This window comes from Streptomyces sp. B8-7 (assembly GCF_058833805.1).
Genome location: NZ_JBYRRL010000003.1, coordinates 412,293 through 431,821 on the forward strand (window position 1 = coordinate 412,293; position 19,529 = coordinate 431,821).

Consider the following 19,529-nt stretch of genomic DNA (forward strand, 5'->3'; position numbering starts at 1 on the left):
CAGGCGGGGCAGGCGGGGCAGACGGGGCAGACGGGGGGAGACGGGGGCAGGCGGTCAGGCGGAGCGCGTCAGGGCGTCGCGGGCGGCCTGTTCGGCGGCGCTGCGGTCGGCCGGGACGAGGCCGATGCGGGTGCGGCGGTCGAGGAGGTCGGCCTCGTCGAGCGCGCCTTCGTGGCGGACCGCCCACAGCAGGTCGGCGCCGGTGACGGGGTGTCCGGGCACGACCGGCCGGGCCAGCGAGGGGTCCGCGAGGCCCAGCGCGTGGACGGCCGGGGCCTCGCTGCCGTAGCGGCGCACCAGGTGCGCGGGGGCGTCGAGGCGGGCCAGGGCGTCGGGGGCGGCGGCGCCGACCAGGGGGACGGCGGCGGTGCGGCAGGGGCCGGCGAGGAGGCGGCGGGCGGTGACCGCGGCGTCGACGGCGTCCTCGGCCATCCGGCGGTAGGTGGTGAGTTTGCCGCCGACGACGGTGACGACGCCGTCGGGCGAGGTGAGGACGGCGTGCTTGCGGGAGATGTCGGCGGTGCGGCCGCCGGTGCCGGAGGTGTCGAGCAGGGGGCGCAGCCCGGCGAACGCACCGACCAGGTCGTCCCGGTGGACGGTGACGTCGAGTGCGGAGCCGAGCACGTCGAGGAGGAAGCCGATGTCGGTCTCGGGGACCTCGGGCACGTCGGGGATGTCGCCGTCGACCGGCTCGTCGGTGAGGCCGACGTAGACCCTGCCGTCGTCCTGGGGCAGGACGAGGACGAAGCGGTTGGTCTCGCCGGGAACCGGGATGTGCAGGCCTGCGGAGAGGCGGCCGAGGGCTTCGGAGCGCAGCACGAGGTGGGTGCCCCGGGAGGGCCGCAGCCGGACGTCGGGGACGAGTCCGCCGGCCCAGACGCCGGCCGCGTTGACCACGGCGCGGGCGCGGATCCGCAGGGTCTCGCCGGTGGTCTCGTCGCGGACCAGCGCCCCGTCGCCGGTGAGCTGCAGGGCGCGGGCGCGGGTCAGGACGCGGGCGCCGTGGGCGGCGGCGGTGCGGGCGAGCGCGGTCACCAGGCGGGCGTCGTCGGTGAGCCGGCCGTCCCAGGAGAGCAGTCCGCCGCGCAGTCCGGCGGGCCTGAGGGCGGGGGCGAGGTGGCGGGTCTCGACGGCGGAGAGGGTGCGTGGCGCGGGCAGGGTGGCGCGGGCGGTGCGGGCGGCGGCGCGCAGCGCGTCCCCGGCGAGGAAGCCGGCGCGGGCGAGGGCGGCCTGGCCGCGGCCCACGAGCGGGGTGAGGGGCAGCACGAAGGGGTGGGCGCGGACCAGGTGGGGAGCTGTGCGCTCCATGAGGACGCCGCGCTCGACGGCGCTCTCGTGGGCGACGTCGAGCTGGCCGGCCGCGAGGTAGCGCAGTCCGCCGTGGATGAGCTTGGAGCTCCAGCGGGACGTACCGAAGGCGAGGTCGTGGGCGTCGATCGCGGCGACGGTGAGTCCGCGGGTGGCCGCGTCGAGGGCGGCGCCGGCGCCGGTCGCGCCCAGTCCCACGACGAGCACGTCGACCTCGGCGCCCTGGGCGCCCTCGGCGAGTTCGGCCAGTTCGCGGCGGCGGCGTTCGGCGGTGAGCGAGGATCCGGGCAGGGCGGCGGCGCTCGTGGGGCGGCGGTTCATGGCGTGAGGGTCCTCTCCAGCAGCGTGCGCAGTTCGTCGAGGAAGGCGCCTTCGGTCAGTTCGGGGTCGTCCGTGTCGGTCATGGTGCGCAGCGAGAGCGTGAAGGACTGGACGACGAGCAGCAGGGAGCGGGCCTGGAGGTCGGTGCGGGCCCGTCGTACGGAGCCGTCCTGGTGGCCCTGGTCGAGGGCGGCGGCGAGGAGGCCGAGGAGGGCCTCCTGGCTGGCGCCGCGCCGGTCGAGGATGTAGGGCAGCAGCAGTTCGGGGTCGACGTCGAGGATCTTGTGGAAGAGCGGGTGGGCGCGGAACGCGGCGGCGCCCCCGACGAGGCCGTCGACGACGCGGGCGCGGACGGGACGGGGGTCGTCGGCGGGCGGCATCGCCGCGGCGGCCACCGCGATCCACTCACGGGTCATCAGGTCGCCCACCAGGCTGCGCACATCGGGCCAGCGCCGGTACAGCGTCATCCGGGACACGCCCGCACGCCGGGCGACGTCGGTCAGGGTGGTGCGCCGTACGCCGACGGCGAGCACGCAGTCGCGCGCGGCGTCGAGCACGGGATCCGCATCCGAGGCGTTGTGACGAATGGGCGTCATGTGTCACAGTGTAATGCAGAGCGGCGAGGCGGACACCGGCGCCGGCCGCGCACCGACCGCGTCCGGGCCGCGGGTGCGCCCCGGTCGCGCCGCGACCCCGGCACGACCGAGTCCCCTGCGGACTCCCTCAGACCCCTGACCGAAACCCCGGCCGGACTCCGGCCGAATCCCGACCGGAACCCCGGCCGGAACCCCGACCGGAACGCCGACCGAGGCCACGCCCGAGCCCTGCCCGAGCCGTGACCGAGCCGTGAGGACCTACCAAGTGGACATGCTGTGGAGTGGCTGGGGCGACCCGGCCGAGGCGGCCCCGCTGCCCGACACCGTGACCGGCCTGCTGCGCGACCTGCTCGGTGTGACACCCCGCGGGAGCGGCCCGGTGGACCTCGGCGCCGTGGAGGTGCCCCCGTCCGCGCTCGGTGACACGGCCCGCGCCGCGCTGCTCGCCGCCGTCTCCGCACCGGACGCGCTGCGGGACGACGCCGAGAGCCGCATCCGCCACACCCGCGGCAAGTCCACGCCCGACCTGCTGCGCATCCGCGCCGGCGAGGTCGACGACATCCCGGCGGCCGTGGTGCTGCCCGGCAGCCACGACGAGGTGCTGGCCGTGCTGCGCGCCTGCGCCGCGCACGGCCTGTGTGCCGTGCCCTTCGGCGGCGGCACCTCCGTCGTCGGCGGCCTCAGCCCCGAGACGGAGCGCCCGTTCGTCGCGCTGGACCTGCGCCGCCTCGACCAGCTCCTCGCCGTCGACGAGGTGTCCCGCACCGCGACCCTCCAGCCCGGCCTGCGCGGACCGCGGTGCGAGGCGCTGCTGAACGAGCGGGGCTACACGCTCGGCCACTTCCCCCAGTCCTTCGAGTGGGCGTCCGTCGGCGGCTTCGCCGCGGCCCGCTCCAGCGGACAGGCCTCGGCCGGCTACGGCCGCTTCGACGAGATGGTGCTCGCCCTCACCCTCGCCACCCCCGAAGGCACCCTCGACACCGGCCGGGCCCCCCGCTCGGCGGCCGGACCCGATCTGCGCCAGCTGGTCCTCGGCTCCGAGGGCGCCCTCGGCGTGATCACGGCGGTCACCGTCCGGATCCGCCCGCTGCCGCGCCGACGGGTCTACGAGGGCTGGCGCTTCGCCTCCTTCGAGGAGGGCGCCGCCGCGCTGCGCCGCCTGGCCCAGGACGGCCCCCGGCCCACCGTGCTGCGGCTGTCCGACGAGACCGAGACGTTCGTCGGGCTCGCCCAGCCCGACGCCATCGGCTCCGCCGACGCTCCGCCGCCCGCCGGCTGCATGGCCGTCGCCGGCTACGAGGGCACCGAGGAGGACACGGCCGCCCGCCGCGCCGCCGCCCGCGAGATCCTGCTCGCCTGCGGCGGCGAGTACGCCGGCGAGGAGCCCGGCGACCGGTGGGAGCACGGCCGCTACCGCGCCCCGTACCTGCGCGACGCGCTGCTCGACGCGGGGGCGTTCGCCGAGACGCTGGAGACCGCCGGGTTCTGGTCCGCGCTGCCGGGCCTGTACACGGCGGTGCGGGAGGCCCTCACCACGACGCTGACCGCGGCGGGCACCCCGGCGCTGGTCATGTGCCACATCTCGCACACCTACGAGAACGGCGCCTCGCTGTACTTCACCGTCGTCTGTGCGCAGGGCGAGGACGCCGTCGCCCACTGGGAGCCCGCGAAGCGGGCCGCGAACGACGCGATCCTCGCGGCGGGCGGCACCATCAGCCACCACCACGGCGTGGGCACCGACCACCGCGACTGGTACGCCCGGGAGATCGGCCCGGTCGGGGTCCGGATGCTCCAGGCCGTCAAGGCGGAGGTCGACCCCTCCGGGGTGCTCAGCCCCGGGGTGCTCGTCCCCGTACGCTGACCCCCGCCACCCCGCTCCCGCAGCGCCGCGCCGCCCGCGCCGCTGCTTCCCGCGCCGCCCGGCGCTCCGCCGCCCCGCCGACTCCTCGACCCAGCTGCCCGGAGGCCCGACCCATGCGACAGTTCACCGCCGTCGTCAACCCCGCCGCCGGGGGCTCCAGCGGGGCGGCGGGCCTGCTCCCCGTGGCCCGGCTGCTGCGCGAGGCGTCGGCCCGGATCGAGACCGTGTACAGCAGGAACCTGGAGCACGCCCGGGAACTCGCCCGCGCGGCCGGCGCCCGCGGGCACACCGTGCTCGCCGTCGGCGGCGACGGAATGGCCGGCTGCGTCGGCGGCGCCCTCAGCGGCACCGACGCGGTGTTCGGCCTCGTGCCGGCCGGCCGCGGCAACGACTTCGCCCGGGCGCTCGGCCTGCCCGGCGACGCCGCCGGGATCGCCCGGGTGCTGCTGGAGGGCGCGCCGCGCGCCGTCGACACCATCGAGGTGGAGTCCGCGCTGCACGACCGCGTGCACGTCCTCGGCAGCGTGTACGCGGGCGTCGACGCGGTGGCCAACCGGCATGCCAACACCTCCCGGCTGCTGCGCGGCGCGGCCTCGTACTACGTGGGAGGCGCACGGGCGGTGCTCGGCTGGCGGCCCGCCGCGTACCGCATCACCGTCGACGGAGTGCCGCACGAGCGCCGCGGCTACACCGTGGTCGCCGCGAACTCGGGCTATTACGGCTTCGGCAGGAACATCGCGCCCGAGGCCCGCCTCGACGACGGGCTGCTGGACGTCGTGGTCATCGGCCACGCCCCCAAGCGGCTGTTCTTCGCCATGATGAACGAGCTGAAGAGCGGCGCGCACGTGGACCGCCCGCAGGTGGAGATCCTGCGCGGCCGGGAGATCCGGATCGAGGCCGACCGCTTCGTCCCGTACGGCGCGGACGGCGAGGTCGACGCGGTGCTCCCGGTGACGGTGCGCATCCGGCCGGGGGCGCTGAACGTCCTGGCCTGATCCGGCCGCGAGTCCGCTCGCGCACCGCGGGCGGACTTCGGCGGCCGTTCGCTCGGCGCCCGCCCCGCGGAGGAGTCCCGTTCGGCCGTCACCGCGACCGTCGTCCCGTCCGCACCGGACCGTGCTCCGCGGCAGCCCCCGGGAGTCTCCCGCCCCGGGGGCGCTTCGGTGTGCCCGAATACCGCCCTCCGGTGATCGTTGTTGGCCAGGAAAGGTATCCCGGGCGGCCGGGTCACTGGCCGTAAGCTGACAACCCCATGATGCGTACGGTCCGACCCACCCGGCCCAGAGCGCACCGGGACGCCGACGACGCGCCCCGGTGCGCCGTCAGGTGACCCCGGACCGCGCCCTGTTGCCCGGTGTCCCACCGGCGGAACAGCCCGAGACCGAACCCGTACCAGCCCCGGCCGCACGCACGGCGCGAGGGGGTCGGCCCCGCGACGGCACGGCCGGTGCCGCCGCGGGCCCGGACGGCCGCCCGAAGGCGCCGTCCGGTCCGTGCCCCGCCGAAGGAGGACACCTGCCGTGAGCAGCAGAGCGATGAGGGCACTCCTGGCCGACCTGGGCCGGGAGGCGGCCCGCGTGCTCACGAGACCCGCCGCTCCGCGGGTCGTGATGGAGGAGTTCTGCCGCGCCATGAGCGTGCGCCGCGGCCGGCCCGTCCAACTGGTGCTCCGGGCCTTCCCCGAGGACGTCCCCGTCTCCGGACTGCGCCTGGACTGCGGCGACCGGTCCGTCATCGTCGTGGAGGAACGGGCCGTACCGGAGGCTCAGCTGGTCATCCTGGGACACGAGTTGTGGCACGAGGAACAGGGCGACTGCCCGCGCACGCTCGCCGGGCTGCCCGGCGCCGCGCGCGGTTCCGCCCCGGAGCCGGCCGGGGCCCTCCACCGGGTGGCGGCCGAGATACTCGCCGCCCGGCAGGTCCCCCACGAGACGCTGTCGGCGGTGGCGGCGCGGACCGCCTGCGGCGACGACCACGAGCGGGACGCGGAGACCTTCGGCCTGGTCTTCGCACGCGAGGTCCGCACCTGGGTCACCGGCCGCTATGCGCGGGGGCCGGTCAGCGCCGCCACCGTGGAGGGCCGCATCGACCTGTCCCTCAGCAGTCACAGCGGACCGCTCCTTAGGTGAGCCGCCGGCCGCGCCCCTGCCCGGGACGGGCCGGAGCGGGGCGGCGGGGCGGGACCGGCCGCATGGCGGGGCCTCCGGCACGGTGCGAGCATGGAACTGGTGCTGTGCGCCGCTCCGCCCTCGGCACGAGGAGGGAACGTCATGGCCAAGCGCCTCGTGGTGTGCTGCGACGGCACGTGGAACGTCCCCGACCAGCCCAGCAGGACCAACGTCGCCAAGACCGCCCTGGCCGTGCTGCCGGTGTCCGCCGCCGGCCGGGAGCAGCGCGTCTACTACCACAGCGGGGTGGGGGCCGGACGGGGCGAGCGGCTGCGCGGCGGGGCGTTCGGCGTCGGCCTGTCGCGCAACGTCGTCGACGCCTACCGCTTCCTGGTCGAGGCGTACGAGCCCGGCGACGAACTGTTCCTCTTCGGGTTCAGCCGGGGCGCGTTCACCGCCCGCAGCCTGTCCGGCCTGGTGCGCAACTGCGGCATCCTGCGCCCGGACCACGCCCACCGCCTGAAGCAGGCGTGGGCGCTGTACCGGGACCGCGTCGAGCGGCCCGGCGGAGCGGCCTGCACACTGTTCCGCCGCACCTACGCGTGGGAGACGCGGATCCGCTTCATCGGGGTGTGGGACACCGTGGGCGCTCTCGGCATCCCCGTGCCGAGCGCGGCGCCCCTGCGGGCGGCGACGACCCGGTTCAACCGCCGCTGGGCCTTCCACGACACCGAGTTGAGCAACTGGGTCGACGGGGCCTTCCACGCGCTGGCCGTCGACGAGCAGCGCGCGCCGTTCCGGCCGACGCTCTGGCACCAGCGGCCTGGAGCCGGCGAGCGGGGCCAGGAGCTGCGTCAGGTGTGGTTCACCGGAGTGCACTGCGATGTCGGCGGCGGCTATCCGGAGACCGGGCTGTCCGATGTCGCACTGCTGTGGATGGCCGACCAGGCCCGCCGCTACGGGCTGGAGTTCGACGCGGACGTGCTCGGCGAGGACGGGCCCGAGACCATGCGGCCCGAGGAGAACACCGCGTTCCGGGTACAGCCGGACGGCATGGCCGATCCGCATCGCTCGCGCGAGAGGCTCTACCGCCTGACGAGGCCGCTGCACCGGCCGATCGGATGTGCCGCCGACGCCCGGGGCGTGCTGGACGGCAACGAGTTCGTGTCGGTGCCCGCCAAGGAGCGCTACGACCAGGACCTGGGGTACCGGCCGCGGGAGCTGCAGCGCTATCTGGAGGGCGGGCAGGTCCGGCTGGAGCCCGTCCTGCTGCCGGGCCTGGCGGCGGGCCTGCCGCCGATGCCCCCGGCCGCGTACGGCCCCGCGGGGAGTGACACCCCGTCGGGCGCCTCCCCGGCCGGCCCGGCCGCGACGGCCACGCCCCGCGGCGGCCCGGAGGACGGCCCGGCGGAGGGCCGGGCGGAGGGCCGGCGGTGACGAGCGGGTCTGCGGACCGGCGCCCTCCTCACGGGGACGACCGGCCCGTTCGCCGTGGTGCGGCGCCGGGCGGCCCGCGGTGCGGCGAGACCGCGGGGGCCGGGCCGCCGGGTGCGGTCACGCGCCCGCGGCCTCGGCGGCGATCCGTTCGAACTGGGCGCCCATCGCATCCGACAGCGCCTTCGCGGCGGACAGCGGACGGACCATGACCGTGAGGTCGTCGATCCTGCCCTCCTCGTCGAGGTGGAGGATGTCGCAGCCCTGGATCCGGCGGCCCGCCACCGTGGCGGTGAAGACCAGCACATGGTCGCGGCCGCCGGGGTCGGCGATCTCCCGGACGTAGGTGAAGTCCTCGAAGACGCGCAGCACCCCGCGGAGGATCGCGGCCGTGATCGCCTTGCCCGGGTACGGCTTGAAGGCCACGGGGCTGGTGAAGACGACGTCGTCGGCGAGCAGGGCCTCGACGGCGTCGGTGTCGCGGGCCTCCACGGCGGCGCGGAAGGGGTGCATGGTCCCTCGCTTCATATACTCAACAAATTGACCAGATGGTCGGAGCGTAGGCCCCCTCCCCCGGCTCCGTCCAGGCCCCCGGGCGGCACGGGGGATGCGCGGCGGGCGGGCGCGGCACGGCGGACCCACGGCCGGGGCCCACGGACGGCGGTGTCCGTGGGCCCCGGCCGTGCGGTACCGGGGTCGTGCGGTACCGGGGGCATGCGGTACCACGTTCACGCGCCACGCAGGCCCTGCGCCACGCAGGCCCCGCGGCAGGGAAGCCGTGCGGCACGCAGGCCGCTCGGATCAACGCCGTGCGGCACGCAGGCCGCTCGGATCAACGCCGTGCGGCACGCAGGCCGCTCGGATCAACGCCGTGCGGCACGCAGGCCGCTCGGATCAGCGCAGGCCCGTGTCCAGAGCGGTCATCAGCGTGCCGCTGTCGCCGGACATCTCCCAGATCATGCCGCCGAGCAGGCCCTTGCTCCTGATCCAGGCCGCCTTGCGGCCGATGGTCCAGGCGTCGTCGAAGCTCCACCACTGGCCGTTGTCGCCGGTGTACCCGTAGGCGGAGACGGACTGCTCGTCGTGGTAGACCGTCAGCCCCGGCACCGAGGACATCAGGTTGTCGTAGCCGCGCGTGCCCGCCTCCTCGGGGAACTGGCCGGGCGCGGCGCCGTTCGCCTTCTGCCACTCGCCGCGCACGCCGCCGTCCTCGACCTGCTGCCAGCCGCGCCCGTAGAAGGCGAGGCCGACGGTCAGCCGGCGCGGGTCGACGCCGGCGTCCAGGTAGGTCTGGACGGCACGCTCCACGTTGAACCCGGTCGCGTAGGGGTCCTGCGCGTCGCGGTAGAGGTTGATGTGGTGTCCGGTGCGGTTCGGCTCCCAGGAGTTGTCGCTGCCCGCGCCGTGGAAGTCGTAGCCCTGCACGTTGGCGAAGTCCATGTAGTCGAACACGCTGGGCGTGCCGTCCCGGGTGGTGATGTCCCAGCCCGCCTCGATCTTGGCCGGGTCGGCCGGGGTGAAGGAGGTGAGCAGGTACTTCTTGCCGGTGGTGGCGGTCAGGGCGTCGAGCTGGCGGCGGAACTCCGCGAAGAGCAGGGTGTTGTTGTCCCGGTCCGCCGCCGACCAGTGGTTGCCCGGATGCCCCTCGGAGCCGGGCCACTCCCAGTCGAGGTCGATGCCGTCGAAGACGCCCGCCGCCGCTCCCGTGCCGCCTCGGCCGTTGACCGCAGGCAGGTTGCCCTTGAGGTACATGTCGACGCAGGACGACACGAACTTCTTGCGGGAGGCGTCGGTCAGGGCCACGTCGTGGAAGTACTTGGAGTACGTCCAGCCGCCGATCGAGATCAGCGTCCTCAGATGCGGGTACTTGGCCTTGAGCTTCTTCAGCTGGTTGAAGTTGCCGGCGAGCGGCTGGTCCCAGGTGTCGCCCTTGCCGTCGACCGACTCGGCGGCGCCCACGGAGCGCTCGTAGTCCGCCCACGAGTCGCCGGCACCGTCACCCTGGTTCGGGTCCTGCGGGTTCGGGGTGGTGGCTTTGGTGACGCCGTTCATGCAGGTGAGCTGGGTGGGGTGGATGTTGCTGAAGGCGTAGTTGAGGTGGGTGAGCTTGGCGGCGGCGCCGAGCGTGTCGAGCTTCTTGACCGTGTAGCCGCGGCCGTAGATGCCCCACTGGGTGAAGTAGCCGACCTTGGCGTACGCGGCCGGTTCGCCGCCGCCCGTGGTGCGTACGGTGAGGCCGGGGCTGGGCGGTCCGACCTGGCCGGCGGTGTCGCGGGCCCGGACGGTGAAGGTGTAGTCGGTGTCCGCGGTCAGACCGGTGACGGTGGCCGTGGTGCCGGTCACGGTGGTCGCGAGCACCGAGCCGCGCCAGACGTCGTAGTTCTTGACCCCGTGGTCGTCCGTCGCCGCGGTCCAGCTCAGCGTGACGCTGGTGTCGCCGATCCCGTCGGCGCGCGGGGTGCCGGGCGCGGTCGGGGGCTGGTCGGTACCGCCGCCGGCGGCGGTGCGGACGCGGGTGGCCGGGCTCTCCGGGCCGGTCTGGCCGGCGGTGTCGCGGGCCCGGACGGTGTAGGTGTACTCGGTGTCGGGGGTCAGGCCGGTGTCGGTGTAGGCGGTGTCGCCGACCGTGGCGACGAGGGTGCCGCCGCGGAGCACGTCGTAGTTCTTCACGCCCTTGTCGTCGGTGGCGGCGGCCCAGGTCAGCGCGATGGAGGTGGCGGTGACGCCCGCTGACTGCGGGGCGCCGGGCGCGCTGGGCGGGGTGTCGGCCGGGGAGCCGTCGCAGGGGCCGCCGTCGAGCCTGCAGCCGACGGGGGCGCCGGTGCCGGAGGCGACGAAGCCGAAGGTGGTGGAGGCACCCGGAGCGAGCGTGCCGTTGTACTCGCGGTTCTTGGCCGTGTAGTGGCTGCCCGAACTGGAGATCAGCGAGTCCCAGTACGCGCCCAGGGCGGTGCCCGCGGGCAGGTCCCACTCGACCGTCCAGGCGGTCATGGTCGTGGTGCCGTTGTTCTTGATCGTGAACTGGCCGGTGTAGCCGGTCTCCCAGGCGGAGGTCTTGGTGAACGTCGCGGTCGGGGCGGCGGCGTGGGCCGGGCCGGCCAGCGCGACCAGGAGCCCGAGCGGGAGCAGCAGGGCGGTCAGCACAGCGGTGAGCGTTCGTCTCGCACGGTTCATGGCGCCTCTTCTCATGGGGTGACCGGTCGTCGCCGAGCGGTGGGCAGAGGTGCGCGCGCCCGCGGCCGCGGGCGGTCGTCGGGCGTGCTGTGCGGTCGGACGGAGGGCGGTCGCGGGCCGGGCCCGGCAGGTTCGCCGGACGGATTCCCGTGAAAGGCCTGGACCAAGTGGTGCCACAGGCGGGGCGCGGGGTCCAGGGGTGCGCCGGGCCCTTCCATCCCGCGTCCACCGGTTGTCCATTCCGTGTCCGTCCGGCCCGGTGTCACGGCGTGCGCCGCGCGGCATGATTGGTCCAGACCAAAGCCCGGGAAGGAGCCGTCCATGTGTCCGCCCGACAGCCCCGTCCAGTACGAACTCCTCGGCCTGGCCCGTGTGTCGCTCGCCGGACGGCGCCTCGCCCCCGGCCCGCCCATGCAGACCGCGCTGCTCGCCGCGCTGCTGCTGCGGCCCGGCTGCTGGGTGGACCGCACCGACCTGATCCGGTCGCTGTGGGGCGACGCGGCGCCGTCCGGCGCGCACGGACTCGTGGCGACCTACGCCGCCCGGCTGCGCAAGGTCCTGGAGCCCGACCGGCCCCGCCGGGCCGCACCCCGGCTGCTGCTCTCGCGAGGCGCCGCCTACGGTCTCCAGGCGGCGCCGGGCGATGCGGACCTGTGGCGGTTCCGCCGGAGCCTGGCCGAGGCCCGGCACAGCCGCGACACCCACCCGGCCGCCGCCCGCACCGCCTACCGGCGGGCCCTGGCCGAATGGCACGGCCACGTCCCGCTGCTGGCCGTACCCGGCCCACTGGCCCTGCTCGAACGCCGCCGGCTGACCGGGATGCGGCTGACGGCCGAACTCGAACTGGCCGAACTCGACGTCCGCTCGGGCGCGACGGGAGAAGCGGCCGAGGCCCTGGAGGCACTGGGCGGCGACCACCCCCACCACGAGCGGCTGCACGGCCTGCTGATGCTCGCCCTGTACCGCGAGGGCCGTACCGCCGAGGCGCTCGCGGCGTACCAGCGCGTCCGCCGCGCGCTCCGCCGCGACCTGGGCGTGGAGCCCAGCGCCGTTCTGGTCGCCCTCCAGTCGCGCATCCTGCGCGCCGACCCGGCCCTGGGCACGGAGGCACCCTGGCCCGGCCCGGCGGCCCACCCCGCGGACCCGGGCGGGACGGCCGGACGGTAGGCCGCGGGACGGGGTCCGGCCGGCCCCCGCGGCGCGGCTACCGGCGGGGCTCCGCCGGGTGGGCGATCGCCGTCACCAGCAGCCCGTCGCCGGCCGCCCAGCGGCCCCGGAACCCGGCCACGGGCCCTGCGACCAGCAGGCGCGCCTCGAAGGTGCCGCCGGGGTGCAGGGTGACGTGGGCGTCCTCGAAGCCCAGCCAGCGGCCGGCCAGCGGGTACCACGCCTTGTACACCGACTCCTTGGCGCTGAACAGCAGGCTGTCCCAGTGCGGGCCGCCCGGCCGGGTGAGCTGGGCCCGCTCGGCGGGCAGGGCGATGCGGTCCACCACACCCTCGGGCAGCGGCCGGTCCTCCTCGGCGTCGATCCCGACCGACAGGAAGTGCGTCTGCCAGGCGACGGCCGCGGCACGGTAGCCGTGGCAGTGGGTGAGGCTGCCGGCCACCCCCGCGGGCCACAGCGGCTCACGCCTGGGCCCGCGCAGCACCGGCACGGGTGGAACGCCCAGCCCCGCCAGGGCCTGGTGGGCGCAGCCGCGGCCGGTGGTGAACTCCGCCCGCCGCTTGGGCAGCGCCCGCGCGATCAGGGCCCGCTCCTCGGGGAAGAGTCCGGACTCGGGCAGCTCCGCGCCGCGGACCTCCGCCGTGGCCGTCCTGGCCGGCAGGATGCCGGCGAGCAGGCGGAGACCGGTGCCGGCGGGAGCCGCCGGGGCGACCGCGGCGGCCGGCCCGCCGGCCGGGGTGGCCGGCGGGAGCGTGGCGGGCGGTGCGGCGGCGGCCGGCGCGGCTCCGGCCAGGACGTCGGTGATCACGGCATGCTCCCGGCGGGGTCCGCGGCGGTGAGCCGCTCGGCGAGGCGGAAGGCGAGTTCCAGGGACTGTTCACGGCTGAGCCGGGGGTCGCACAGGCTCCGGTAGCGGGTGCCGAGGTCGTCGAAGCCGATGCCGCCGTCCCCGCCGACGCACTCGGTGACGTCGTCACCGGTGAGTTCGAGGTGCACCCCGCCCGGGTGGGCGCCCGCGCAGCCGAGCACCTCGAAGAAGCCCGTCACCTCGTCGAGCACGTCGGTGAAGCGGCGGGTCTTGTGCCCGGAGGGGGCGGTGACGGTGTTGCCGTGCATCGGGTCGCAGACCCAGGCGACGGTGCGGCCCTCCTTCAGGACCCGCTCGACCAGCGCCGGCAGCGCCTCGCGGACGCGTCCGGCCCCCATGCGGGACACCAGGGTGAGGCGTCCGGGCTCGTCGTCCGGGGAGAGCCGGTCGACCAGCCGCAGCAGTTCGTCGCCGGTGACACCGGGGCCGATCTTCACGCCCAGCGGGTTGCCGACCCCGGCGCAGTACTCCACGTGCGCCTCGTCGGGGTGCCGGGTGCGCTCGCCGATCCACAGCAGGTGGCCGGAGGTGGCGTACGGGCGGCCGGTGGCGGGATCCACCCGGGTCAGGGCCGACTCGTAGTCGAGCAGCAGCGCCTCGTGCGACATGAACAGCTCGCCGGGGGTGTGCCAGCCGCCGGAGCCGGTGAAGCCGCCCGCCCGGACGATGCGGTCGGCCAGCGGCCGCCAGCGGCCGGGGCCTGACCCGGCGTACGCCACGACGCCCTCCAGGGCGCGCAGGTCGCCGGCCCGCTCGCCGTTGCCGAAGGCCCGCACCAGGTTCAGGGTGGCGGCGGAGGCGTGGTAGGCGCGGACCAGGCGGTGCGGGTCGGGGGTGCGGTCGGCGGCCGTGAAGGCGTGGCCGTTGACCGCGTCGCCCCGGTACACCGGGAGCTCGACGCCGTCGCGGACCTCGGTCGGCTTCGAGCGCGGCTTGGCGTACTGGCCGGCCATGCGGGCGACGGTGACCGCGGGGCGGGACAGGGCGTAGCCGAGGACGGTGGCGAGCTGCTGCAGCAGTCCGGCGGTCCGCGCGAGGGAGACGGCGTTGACGGCGTCCAGGGATTCGGCGCAGTCCCCGCCCTGGACGAGGAAGGCCTCGCCGCGGGCCACCTCCGCCAGGCGGGCCCGCAGCCGGTCGCACTCGTGGGGGACGACCAGCGGGAGGGCGGCTTCGAGGGTGCCCACGGCCGCGTCGAGTGCGGCGCGGTCCGGCCAGGGCGGCTGCTGGCGGGCGGGCAGCGCGCGCCAGGTCCGCACCGGCTGCGCGTCGGGAAGGTCGGCCACAGTGGTCACGCGAACAGCTCCGCTTCGTGCGGCACCGGTGCCAGTGCGCCGGTGACCAGGGTGTCGAGGATCTCGGTGCCGTGACGGGTCATCACGGACTCGGGATGGAACTGCACGGACGCGAATCCGGGGCCGCGCAGAGCGTGCACCTCTCCGGTGGCGGGGTCGTGGGCGACCTCCACGGTGCCGGGGCACAGCGGGCCGGCCACGAGGGCACTGTCGCTGTGCGCGGCGAAGGTGTTGTAGAAGTACGCGGGCGTGGGCGTGCCGAAGAGGTCGACGGTGCGTCGCACGCCCTGGTTCGGGAACGGCAGGGGGCGCAGCGGAAGGCCGAGGAGGCCGGCCAGCACCTGGTGGCTCAGGCACACCGAGACGAAGGGGATGCGCAGGTCGAGCAGGCTGCCGGTGACCGCCCGCAGATGGGCGATCTTGGGGTGGCCGCCTTCCCGGGGGTCTCCGGGGCCCGGCCCGAGCAGGACCAGGTCGTAGCCGCTGATGCGGTAGCGCTCGTCGAAGCGGCGGACGTCGACCTCGTGCCCGAGGCTGCGCAGTTGCAGCGCGCACATCGAGGTGAAGGTGTCCTCGGCGTCGACGATGAGGAGTTTCAGACCGGACGCGGGGCGGGCCGGTGCGGCACCGAGCCAGAACGGTGCCAGCGGGGCGTTGCGCCGCTCCAGAGCCGCCCGGACGCGGGGAAGCGTGCCCAGGCGGGTGGCCGGCCGCTCGGCGGGGCCGGGGGTGCGGTGCAGTGCGCCGAGCAGTGCGGCGGCCTTCGCCGCGGTCTCGGCGGCCTCCCTGGCGGGGTCGGAGTCGCGGACGAGGGTCGCGCCGACACCGAGGTCCATGCGGCCGCAGGCGTCGACGTCCGCGGTGCGGATCATGATGGCCGAGTCCATGCGCCGGCGGCCGGCCGTGTCGCGGCCGATGAGGGCGGCCACCCCGGAGTAGTAGCCGCGGCCGGCGGGTTCGGTGCGGGCGATGACGCGGCAGGCGCTCTGCACCGGGCTGCCGGTGACGGTGGGGGCGAGCAGCGTCTCGCGCAGGATGTCGCGGACGTCGCGGGTGGTGCTGCCGACGATGTGGTACTCGGTGTGGGCGAGGTGGGCCATCTCCTTGAGGTCCGGTCCGACCACGTGCACGCCGTCGCACACCCGGCTCATCATCTTCAGTTCCTCGTCGAGGACCATGTACAGCTCGTTGGTCTCCTTGGCGTCGGCGAGGAAGGACAGCACCGACTCCTCGGTCGGGCCGCCGGCGGGGTAGCGGTGGGTGCCGCTGATGGGGTTCATCGCGGCGACGCCGGCGTCGAGGCTGACGTGCCGTTCGGGGCTGGCGCCGATGAGGGTGCGGGTGCCGGTGTGGATCAGGAAGGTCCAGTAGGCGCCGGGTTCACCGCGCAGCAGCCGGCCCCACAGGGCGAGCGCGGAGCGCACGGACCAGTCGTGGATCTCGGTGACATAGCTGCGCCTGAGAACGAAGTTGGCGCCGGAGCCGCGGCCGATCTCGTCGGTGAGGACCCGGCGCACCAGGTCGCCGTACTCGTCGTCACCGGGGTGGAAGGTGCCCTCGGTCGTGCTGACGGGCCAGGCCAGGACGCGGTCGAGGACGTCGTCGACGGGCAGCAGCGCCTGGGTGCGCACCCGCATGGCGAGCAGCGGTTCCTTGTCGTCGTGGTGGTCGTAGCCGCGCTCGCCGACCACGCGGTACGGCAGGACGGCGAGCACCTCGTGGGTGCCGGGGTCGCCGAAGTCGGGGACGGGGAGTTCGTGGGTGCCGGCCACCTCGGTGAAGTCGCCGGTCAGCAGGTCGGCGTGGCCGGGGGTGCCGTGGTCGGGGCGGTGCAGCAGGGCGAACGGAGAGCCGCTGGCGACCAGTTCCTCCAGCTGGTCCATCACGCCCCTCCGGCGCCGGCGAAGGCCGCCGCGGTCAGCGACCGCAGGACGGTGGAGGTGGGCACGGCCATCGCGCAGCGGGTCGCGGCGTACTCCAGGGCCATGTGGTGGTGGTCGGGGCCGAAGTCGGCGACCGCGTCGGCGACGACGAACGGCTGGACGTCGTGGGCGAACGCGTCGCAGGCGGTGAGCAGGATCCCGACGTGCGCGTAGACCCCGCAGATCACCAGCTGGTCGCGGCCCCGTCCGTGCAGCAGGTCCAGCAGACCGGTGCGGTGGAAGGCGCTGGCCCGCCACTTGGTCAGCACGGTGTCGGTGTCCTGGGGGGCGATCGGGTCCGGAATGCCGCGGTCGGCCGGGTCGGCGGACATGCCGGCACCCCAGAAGTCCTTGAGCAGGCCGCGCTGTTCGGCGCTCATGCCGCCGGGCTGGGCGGTGTAGACGACGGGGACGCCGAGCGCCCGGCAGCGTTCGCGCAGGGCGGTGACGTTGTCCATCAGGTCGGTGCGGGGGCGGGCGTGTTCGGCGAACGGGGCGAGGAAGTAGTGCTGCATGTCGTGCACCAGCAGCACGGCCCTCTCCGGGTCGACCGACCAGGAGACGGTGTTCGCCGGGAGCTCGGCCGGGGACGGCATCGGATACGGGTCGATCGGCGCGATCGCCACGTGGGGTCCTTTCCGGTTCGGGGACGGGCGGCGGAGGCGGGAGGGGCCGCTCCCGGGCCCGGTCGGGTCAGGGTCCGGCAGGTCCGGGGGCGGCCCCGGTCGGTGTCCCGGGCGGGGTCCCGGGCGGGGTCCCGGGCGGGGTCGGGCCGGTCGTGGTGGGGCGGCCGGGACCGGGGCGGTCCCGGCCGGGCTTTTCCGGGACCGGGGCCGGCTGCCGTCGGGAGCGGAACGGGGGCGGTCCGGTCCGGGGCACCGGGGCGGTCCGGCCGGGGTCCGGGGCCGTGCCCGGTGGCGGGGCCCCGGGCAGGCGCGCCGGTCAGACTCCGAGGGCTGCTCCTCCGTCGACGGTCAGTTCGTGCATGGTGATGTGGGCGGCGCGCTCGGAGAGCAGGAACAGGACGGCGTCGGCGATGTGGCCGGGCTCGGCGATCCGGCCGAGGGGGATGCCCACCCGGTACTGCTCCAGCACCCCGTCCACCGAGGCGCGTTCGGCCGCGTCGCCCTGGAGGGCGGTCAGCATGGCGGTGCGGGTGGAGCCGGGGGCGACCACGTTGCAGCGGATGCCGTGCCGGGCCAGCTCCAGGCCGAGGCACTTGGTGAACATGGCGGAGGCCGCCTTGGAGGCGGCGTAGGCGGCCATGGACATGCGCGGGGTGGCCGCCGCGTTGGAGGCGACGGTGACGACGGCGCCGCGGCCGCGGGGCACCATCAGCCGGGCCGCGGCCCGGCTGGTGTGGAACACGCCGGTGGTGTTGACGGCGAAGGTGGTGTTCCAGTCCTCGTCGCTGAGTTCCCCGGCCGGGCCGGCGCGCAGCACGCCGGCCGCGTTCACCAGGGCCTCGACGGCGCCGAGTTCGGCCTCCGCCTTGGCGAGGGCGGCGTCCACCTGGGCGCTGTCGGTGACGTCGGCGGGCAGCGGCAGCACCGCGCGGCCGTCGCGCTCCAGGGACTCGGCGAGTGCGCCGAGCTGCTCGGCGTCGCGGTCGATCAGGGCGACCGGCCGGCCGGTCGCGGCGAGCGCGCGGGCGGTCTCGGCGCCGATGCCGCCGGCCGCGCCGGTGACGACGGCGGTCATCGGGACACCTGCCCGAGGACGCGTCCGACGACCTCGCCGGGCACCCGCAGCACCCGGGTGGTGAAGCCGCGCAGGGCGTCGAGGTAGCGCTCGCGCAGTCCGCTCTCGTCGGCCTCGACGCCTCTGCCTCCGGAGACCAGGGTGCGGCCGCCGACGATCACGGTGTCGACGTCGGCGGAGCCGCCGAGCCAGAGGAAGCTCTCCAGCGGGCGGGGGTTGAGCAGGTAGCGGTAGTCGTCGGTGGGGACCAGCACCAGGTCGGCCTGCTTGCCGGGCTCCAGGCTGCCCACCTCGTCGTCCCAGCGCAGCCCCTTGGCACCGAGGCGGGTGGCCATGGCGAGGGCGTCGGTGGGCCGTACCTCGGTCTGGTCGGCGCTCATCTCGTTGTACATCTGCCAGGCGGCGCGCATCGCCTCGGGCATGCCCGCGTTGGGCAGGGAGGAGCCGTCGGTGGACAGCGACACGTCCAGTCCGGCGCGGCGCAGGGCCGGCACGACGCCGGTCTCGGTGACCGAGGACTCCCCCGACGGGCCGTACTTGGCGGGCGAGTGGCTGACGTGGGCGCGGGCGGCGAGCATCAGCTTCTGCTCGTCGTCGTCGAGGAACGCGGCGTGCGCGGCGGTCAGCCGGTCGTCGACCAGGCCGAGTTCGGCGAGGCGGCGCAGTCCGGTGGCACCGTAGTGGGCGGTCAGCGCGTCGGCCTCGTGGCGCAGGGCGCCGACGTGGGTGGCGAACGGCAGGTCGTGCCGGGCGACCAGCTCGGCCATGCCGGTGCCGAGTTCGTCGGTCATGTTGGTGACGTAGGCGATGCTCGGGCGGCAGCGCAGCCGGCCGGTGGTGTCCGCGGCGACCCTGCCGATCAGCTCCTCCACGCCCGCGAGGACGGTGTCGGTGTCGCGGGTGCGGGTGAACCCGGTGCCGTCGGGCGGGCAGACGGCGTCGCTCGCCCAGGTGCTGGCGGAGAAGCGGATGCCGAGCCGGCGGGCGGCGGCGGTCATCGAGGCGGGCCGGTTGAGGGAGCCCATGTCGCCGAGGGTGGTGACGCCGCCGCGCAGCTGCGTCCACATCGAGTACTCGGCGACGGCCTGCGCCTCGTCGGGGGTGAGGGCGGCTATCAGGCCGTCGAACCGGTCGAAGGTGGCGGAGATCTCGTGCATCCGGCCGCCGCCGCCGAGGAAGGCGACCTGGTCCTCGCGGTCGGAGGCTTCCCGCAGCGCGCCGCGCAGCGGGAAGCCCATCGCGAACATCTCGTGCCAGTGGTCGTTGACCAGGCCCGGCAGCACCATCATGCGGCCGGCGTCGAGGGTGCGCAGTTCGGCGCGCTGCTCGGGGGCGAGGGCGGCGGCGGCCTGCTCGACCTCGGCGGCGGGGCCCACCGCGGCGATCCGGTCGCCGGTGACGAGGACGGCGCCGCGGGGGTGGACGCTCTCGTCGGCGTCGGCGGTGTAGACGGTGCCGCCGGTGATCAGCAGGGTGCTCATCGGGTCTCCCGGGCGGCCGGTGCGCCGGCCGGTCCGGCGGGCTCGCCCTCCGGGCCGGCGAGGACGGCGAAGTGGGCGAGCCAGCCCTTGAGGGTGGGGGCGCCGATCAGTGCCTCGAAGTCGACCGGGAGGCCCTGCTTGCGCCAACGGCTGACCAGGCGCATCACCTCCAGGGAGGAGATGCCCAGCACGACGAGGCTGGTGTCGGGGTCGATGGCGCGGGGCTCGATGCCCAGCACGGGTGCGAGGATCGCGCGCAGCTCGTGTTCGGTGGGCGTCGTCATGGGGTCCAC

Annotated in this window: 16 protein-coding genes; 5 read left to right on the forward strand and 11 right to left on the reverse strand. The window is 75.5% G+C overall.

Features of this window, described 5'->3' with window-relative positions; all coding sequences use genetic code 11:
* Nucleotides 1–54: 54 nt before the first annotated feature.
* The gene (locus AC5K6T_RS17120) at nt 55–1,629 is read right to left on the reverse strand and encodes a glycerol-3-phosphate dehydrogenase/oxidase (RefSeq protein ID WP_493209959.1); all 1,575 of its coding nucleotides are present in this window, start codon (nt 1,627–1,629) and stop codon (nt 55–57) included.
* Entirely contained in the window at nt 1,626–2,225 is a 600-nt protein-coding gene (locus AC5K6T_RS17125) for a TetR/AcrR family transcriptional regulator (protein ID WP_493209961.1), read from the reverse strand. The genes AC5K6T_RS17120 and AC5K6T_RS17125 overlap by 4 nt, the downstream gene beginning before the upstream one ends.
* Nucleotides 2,226–2,490: 265 nt before the next feature.
* On the opposite strand from AC5K6T_RS17125, the gene AC5K6T_RS17130 reads away from it, so the two are divergent.
* The 4 genes from AC5K6T_RS17130 to AC5K6T_RS17145 all read left to right on the forward strand — a co-directional run bounded on the left by AC5K6T_RS17130 (nt 2,491) and on the right by AC5K6T_RS17145 (nt 7,631).
* On the forward strand, nt 2,491–4,086 hold the full coding sequence (locus AC5K6T_RS17130) for an FAD-binding oxidoreductase (protein ID WP_493209963.1): 1,596 nt from the start codon (nt 2,491–2,493) through the stop codon (nt 4,084–4,086).
* Between the two features lie 113 nt (nt 4,087–4,199).
* Nucleotides 4,200–5,081, forward strand: coding sequence for a diacylglycerol/lipid kinase family protein (locus AC5K6T_RS17135; protein ID WP_493209964.1), 882 nt, complete (start codon nt 4,200–4,202; stop codon nt 5,079–5,081).
* Nucleotides 5,082–5,606: 525 nt separating this feature from the next.
* Nucleotides 5,607–6,215, forward strand: coding sequence for a toxin (locus AC5K6T_RS17140; protein WP_493209966.1), 609 nt, complete (start codon nt 5,607–5,609; stop codon nt 6,213–6,215).
* Between the two features lie 141 nt (nt 6,216–6,356).
* Nucleotides 6,357–7,631, forward strand: a complete 1,275-nt coding sequence (locus AC5K6T_RS17145) for a T6SS phospholipase effector Tle1-like catalytic domain-containing protein (protein WP_493209968.1) — start codon at nt 6,357–6,359, stop codon at nt 7,629–7,631.
* A 117-nt stretch (nt 7,632–7,748) separates the two neighbouring features.
* Here the strand turns inward: AC5K6T_RS17145 and AC5K6T_RS17150 are convergent, their stop codons facing one another.
* Nucleotides 7,749–8,141, reverse strand: coding sequence for a nuclear transport factor 2 family protein (locus AC5K6T_RS17150; RefSeq protein ID WP_493210814.1), 393 nt, complete (start codon nt 8,139–8,141; stop codon nt 7,749–7,751).
* 381 nt (nt 8,142–8,522) lie between these two features.
* A complete protein-coding gene (locus AC5K6T_RS17155; protein WP_493209969.1) occupies nt 8,523–10,802 on the reverse strand; it encodes a glycosyl hydrolase family 18 protein in 2,280 nt (759 codons plus the stop codon).
* 321 nt (nt 10,803–11,123) lie between these two features.
* Between AC5K6T_RS17155 and AC5K6T_RS17160 the strand changes: the two genes are divergently transcribed.
* Nucleotides 11,124–11,969 (forward strand): AfsR/SARP family transcriptional regulator, encoded by an 846-nt coding sequence (locus tag AC5K6T_RS17160; protein WP_493209971.1) that lies wholly within the window; start codon nt 11,124–11,126, stop codon nt 11,967–11,969.
* A gap of 37 nt (nt 11,970–12,006) precedes the next feature.
* Here the strand turns inward: AC5K6T_RS17160 and AC5K6T_RS17165 are convergent, their stop codons facing one another.
* The 7 genes from AC5K6T_RS17165 to AC5K6T_RS17195 all read right to left on the reverse strand — a co-directional run bounded on the left by AC5K6T_RS17165 (nt 12,007) and on the right by AC5K6T_RS17195 (nt 19,520).
* Complete coding sequence (locus AC5K6T_RS17165) at nt 12,007–12,645, reverse strand: 4'-phosphopantetheinyl transferase family protein (RefSeq protein ID WP_493210816.1); 639 nt, start codon at nt 12,643–12,645, stop codon at nt 12,007–12,009.
* A 128-nt stretch (nt 12,646–12,773) separates the two neighbouring features.
* A complete protein-coding gene (locus AC5K6T_RS17170) occupies nt 12,774–14,132 on the reverse strand; it encodes a 3-deoxy-7-phosphoheptulonate synthase (RefSeq protein ID WP_493209973.1) in 1,359 nt (452 codons plus the stop codon).
* Nucleotides 14,129–16,015: an anthranilate synthase family protein gene (locus AC5K6T_RS17175; protein WP_493209975.1), complete on the reverse strand. Its 1,887-nt coding sequence runs from the start codon at nt 16,013–16,015 to the stop codon at nt 14,129–14,131. Before AC5K6T_RS17175 ends, AC5K6T_RS17170 begins: the two co-directional genes overlap by 4 nt.
* Nucleotides 16,015–16,680: an isochorismatase family protein gene (locus tag AC5K6T_RS17180; protein WP_493209977.1), complete on the reverse strand. Its 666-nt coding sequence runs from the start codon at nt 16,678–16,680 to the stop codon at nt 16,015–16,017. The genes AC5K6T_RS17175 and AC5K6T_RS17180 overlap by 1 nt, the downstream gene beginning before the upstream one ends.
* 316 nt (nt 16,681–16,996) lie before the next feature.
* On the reverse strand, nt 16,997–17,755 hold the full coding sequence (locus tag AC5K6T_RS17185; RefSeq protein WP_493209978.1) for a 2,3-dihydro-2,3-dihydroxybenzoate dehydrogenase: 759 nt from the start codon (nt 17,753–17,755) through the stop codon (nt 16,997–16,999).
* Nucleotides 17,752–19,236, reverse strand: coding sequence for an amidohydrolase family protein (locus AC5K6T_RS17190; RefSeq protein ID WP_493209980.1), 1,485 nt, complete (start codon nt 19,234–19,236; stop codon nt 17,752–17,754). The genes AC5K6T_RS17185 and AC5K6T_RS17190 overlap by 4 nt, the downstream gene beginning before the upstream one ends.
* The gene (locus tag AC5K6T_RS17195) at nt 19,233–19,520 is read right to left on the reverse strand and encodes a phosphopantetheine-binding protein (RefSeq protein WP_493209982.1); all 288 of its coding nucleotides are present in this window, start codon (nt 19,518–19,520) and stop codon (nt 19,233–19,235) included. The genes AC5K6T_RS17190 and AC5K6T_RS17195 overlap by 4 nt, the downstream gene beginning before the upstream one ends.
* Between the last annotated feature and the right edge of the window lie 9 nt (nt 19,521–19,529).

Bases quoted from the DNA above. Each gene is read 5' to 3' on its own strand.
- AC5K6T_RS17145 (WP_493209968.1), top strand. From the start codon at position 6,357: ATGGCCAAGCGCCTCGTGGTGTGCTGCGACGGCACGTGGAACGTCCCC.
- AC5K6T_RS17125 (WP_493209961.1), bottom strand. From the start codon at position 2,225: ATGACGCCCATTCGTCACAACGCCTCGGATGCGGATCCCGTGCTCGAC.
- AC5K6T_RS17185 (WP_493209978.1), bottom strand. From the start codon at position 17,755: ATGACCGCCGTCGTCACCGGCGCGGCCGGCGGCATCGGCGCCGAGACC.
- AC5K6T_RS17135 (WP_493209964.1), top strand. From the start codon at position 4,200: ATGCGACAGTTCACCGCCGTCGTCAACCCCGCCGCCGGGGGCTCCAGC.
- AC5K6T_RS17120 (WP_493209959.1), bottom strand. From the start codon at position 1,629: ATGAACCGCCGCCCCACGAGCGCCGCCGCCCTGCCCGGATCCTCGCTC.
- AC5K6T_RS17195 (WP_493209982.1), bottom strand. From the start codon at position 19,520: ATGACGACGCCCACCGAACACGAGCTGCGCGCGATCCTCGCACCCGTG.
- AC5K6T_RS17190 (WP_493209980.1), bottom strand. From the start codon at position 19,236: ATGAGCACCCTGCTGATCACCGGCGGCACCGTCTACACCGCCGACGCC.
- AC5K6T_RS17150 (WP_493210814.1), bottom strand. From the start codon at position 8,141: ATGCACCCCTTCCGCGCCGCCGTGGAGGCCCGCGACACCGACGCCGTC.
- AC5K6T_RS17175 (WP_493209975.1), bottom strand. From the start codon at position 16,015: ATGGACCAGCTGGAGGAACTGGTCGCCAGCGGCTCTCCGTTCGCCCTG.
- AC5K6T_RS17155 (WP_493209969.1), bottom strand. From the start codon at position 10,802: ATGAACCGTGCGAGACGAACGCTCACCGCTGTGCTGACCGCCCTGCTG.
- AC5K6T_RS17160 (WP_493209971.1), top strand. From the start codon at position 11,124: ATGTGTCCGCCCGACAGCCCCGTCCAGTACGAACTCCTCGGCCTGGCC.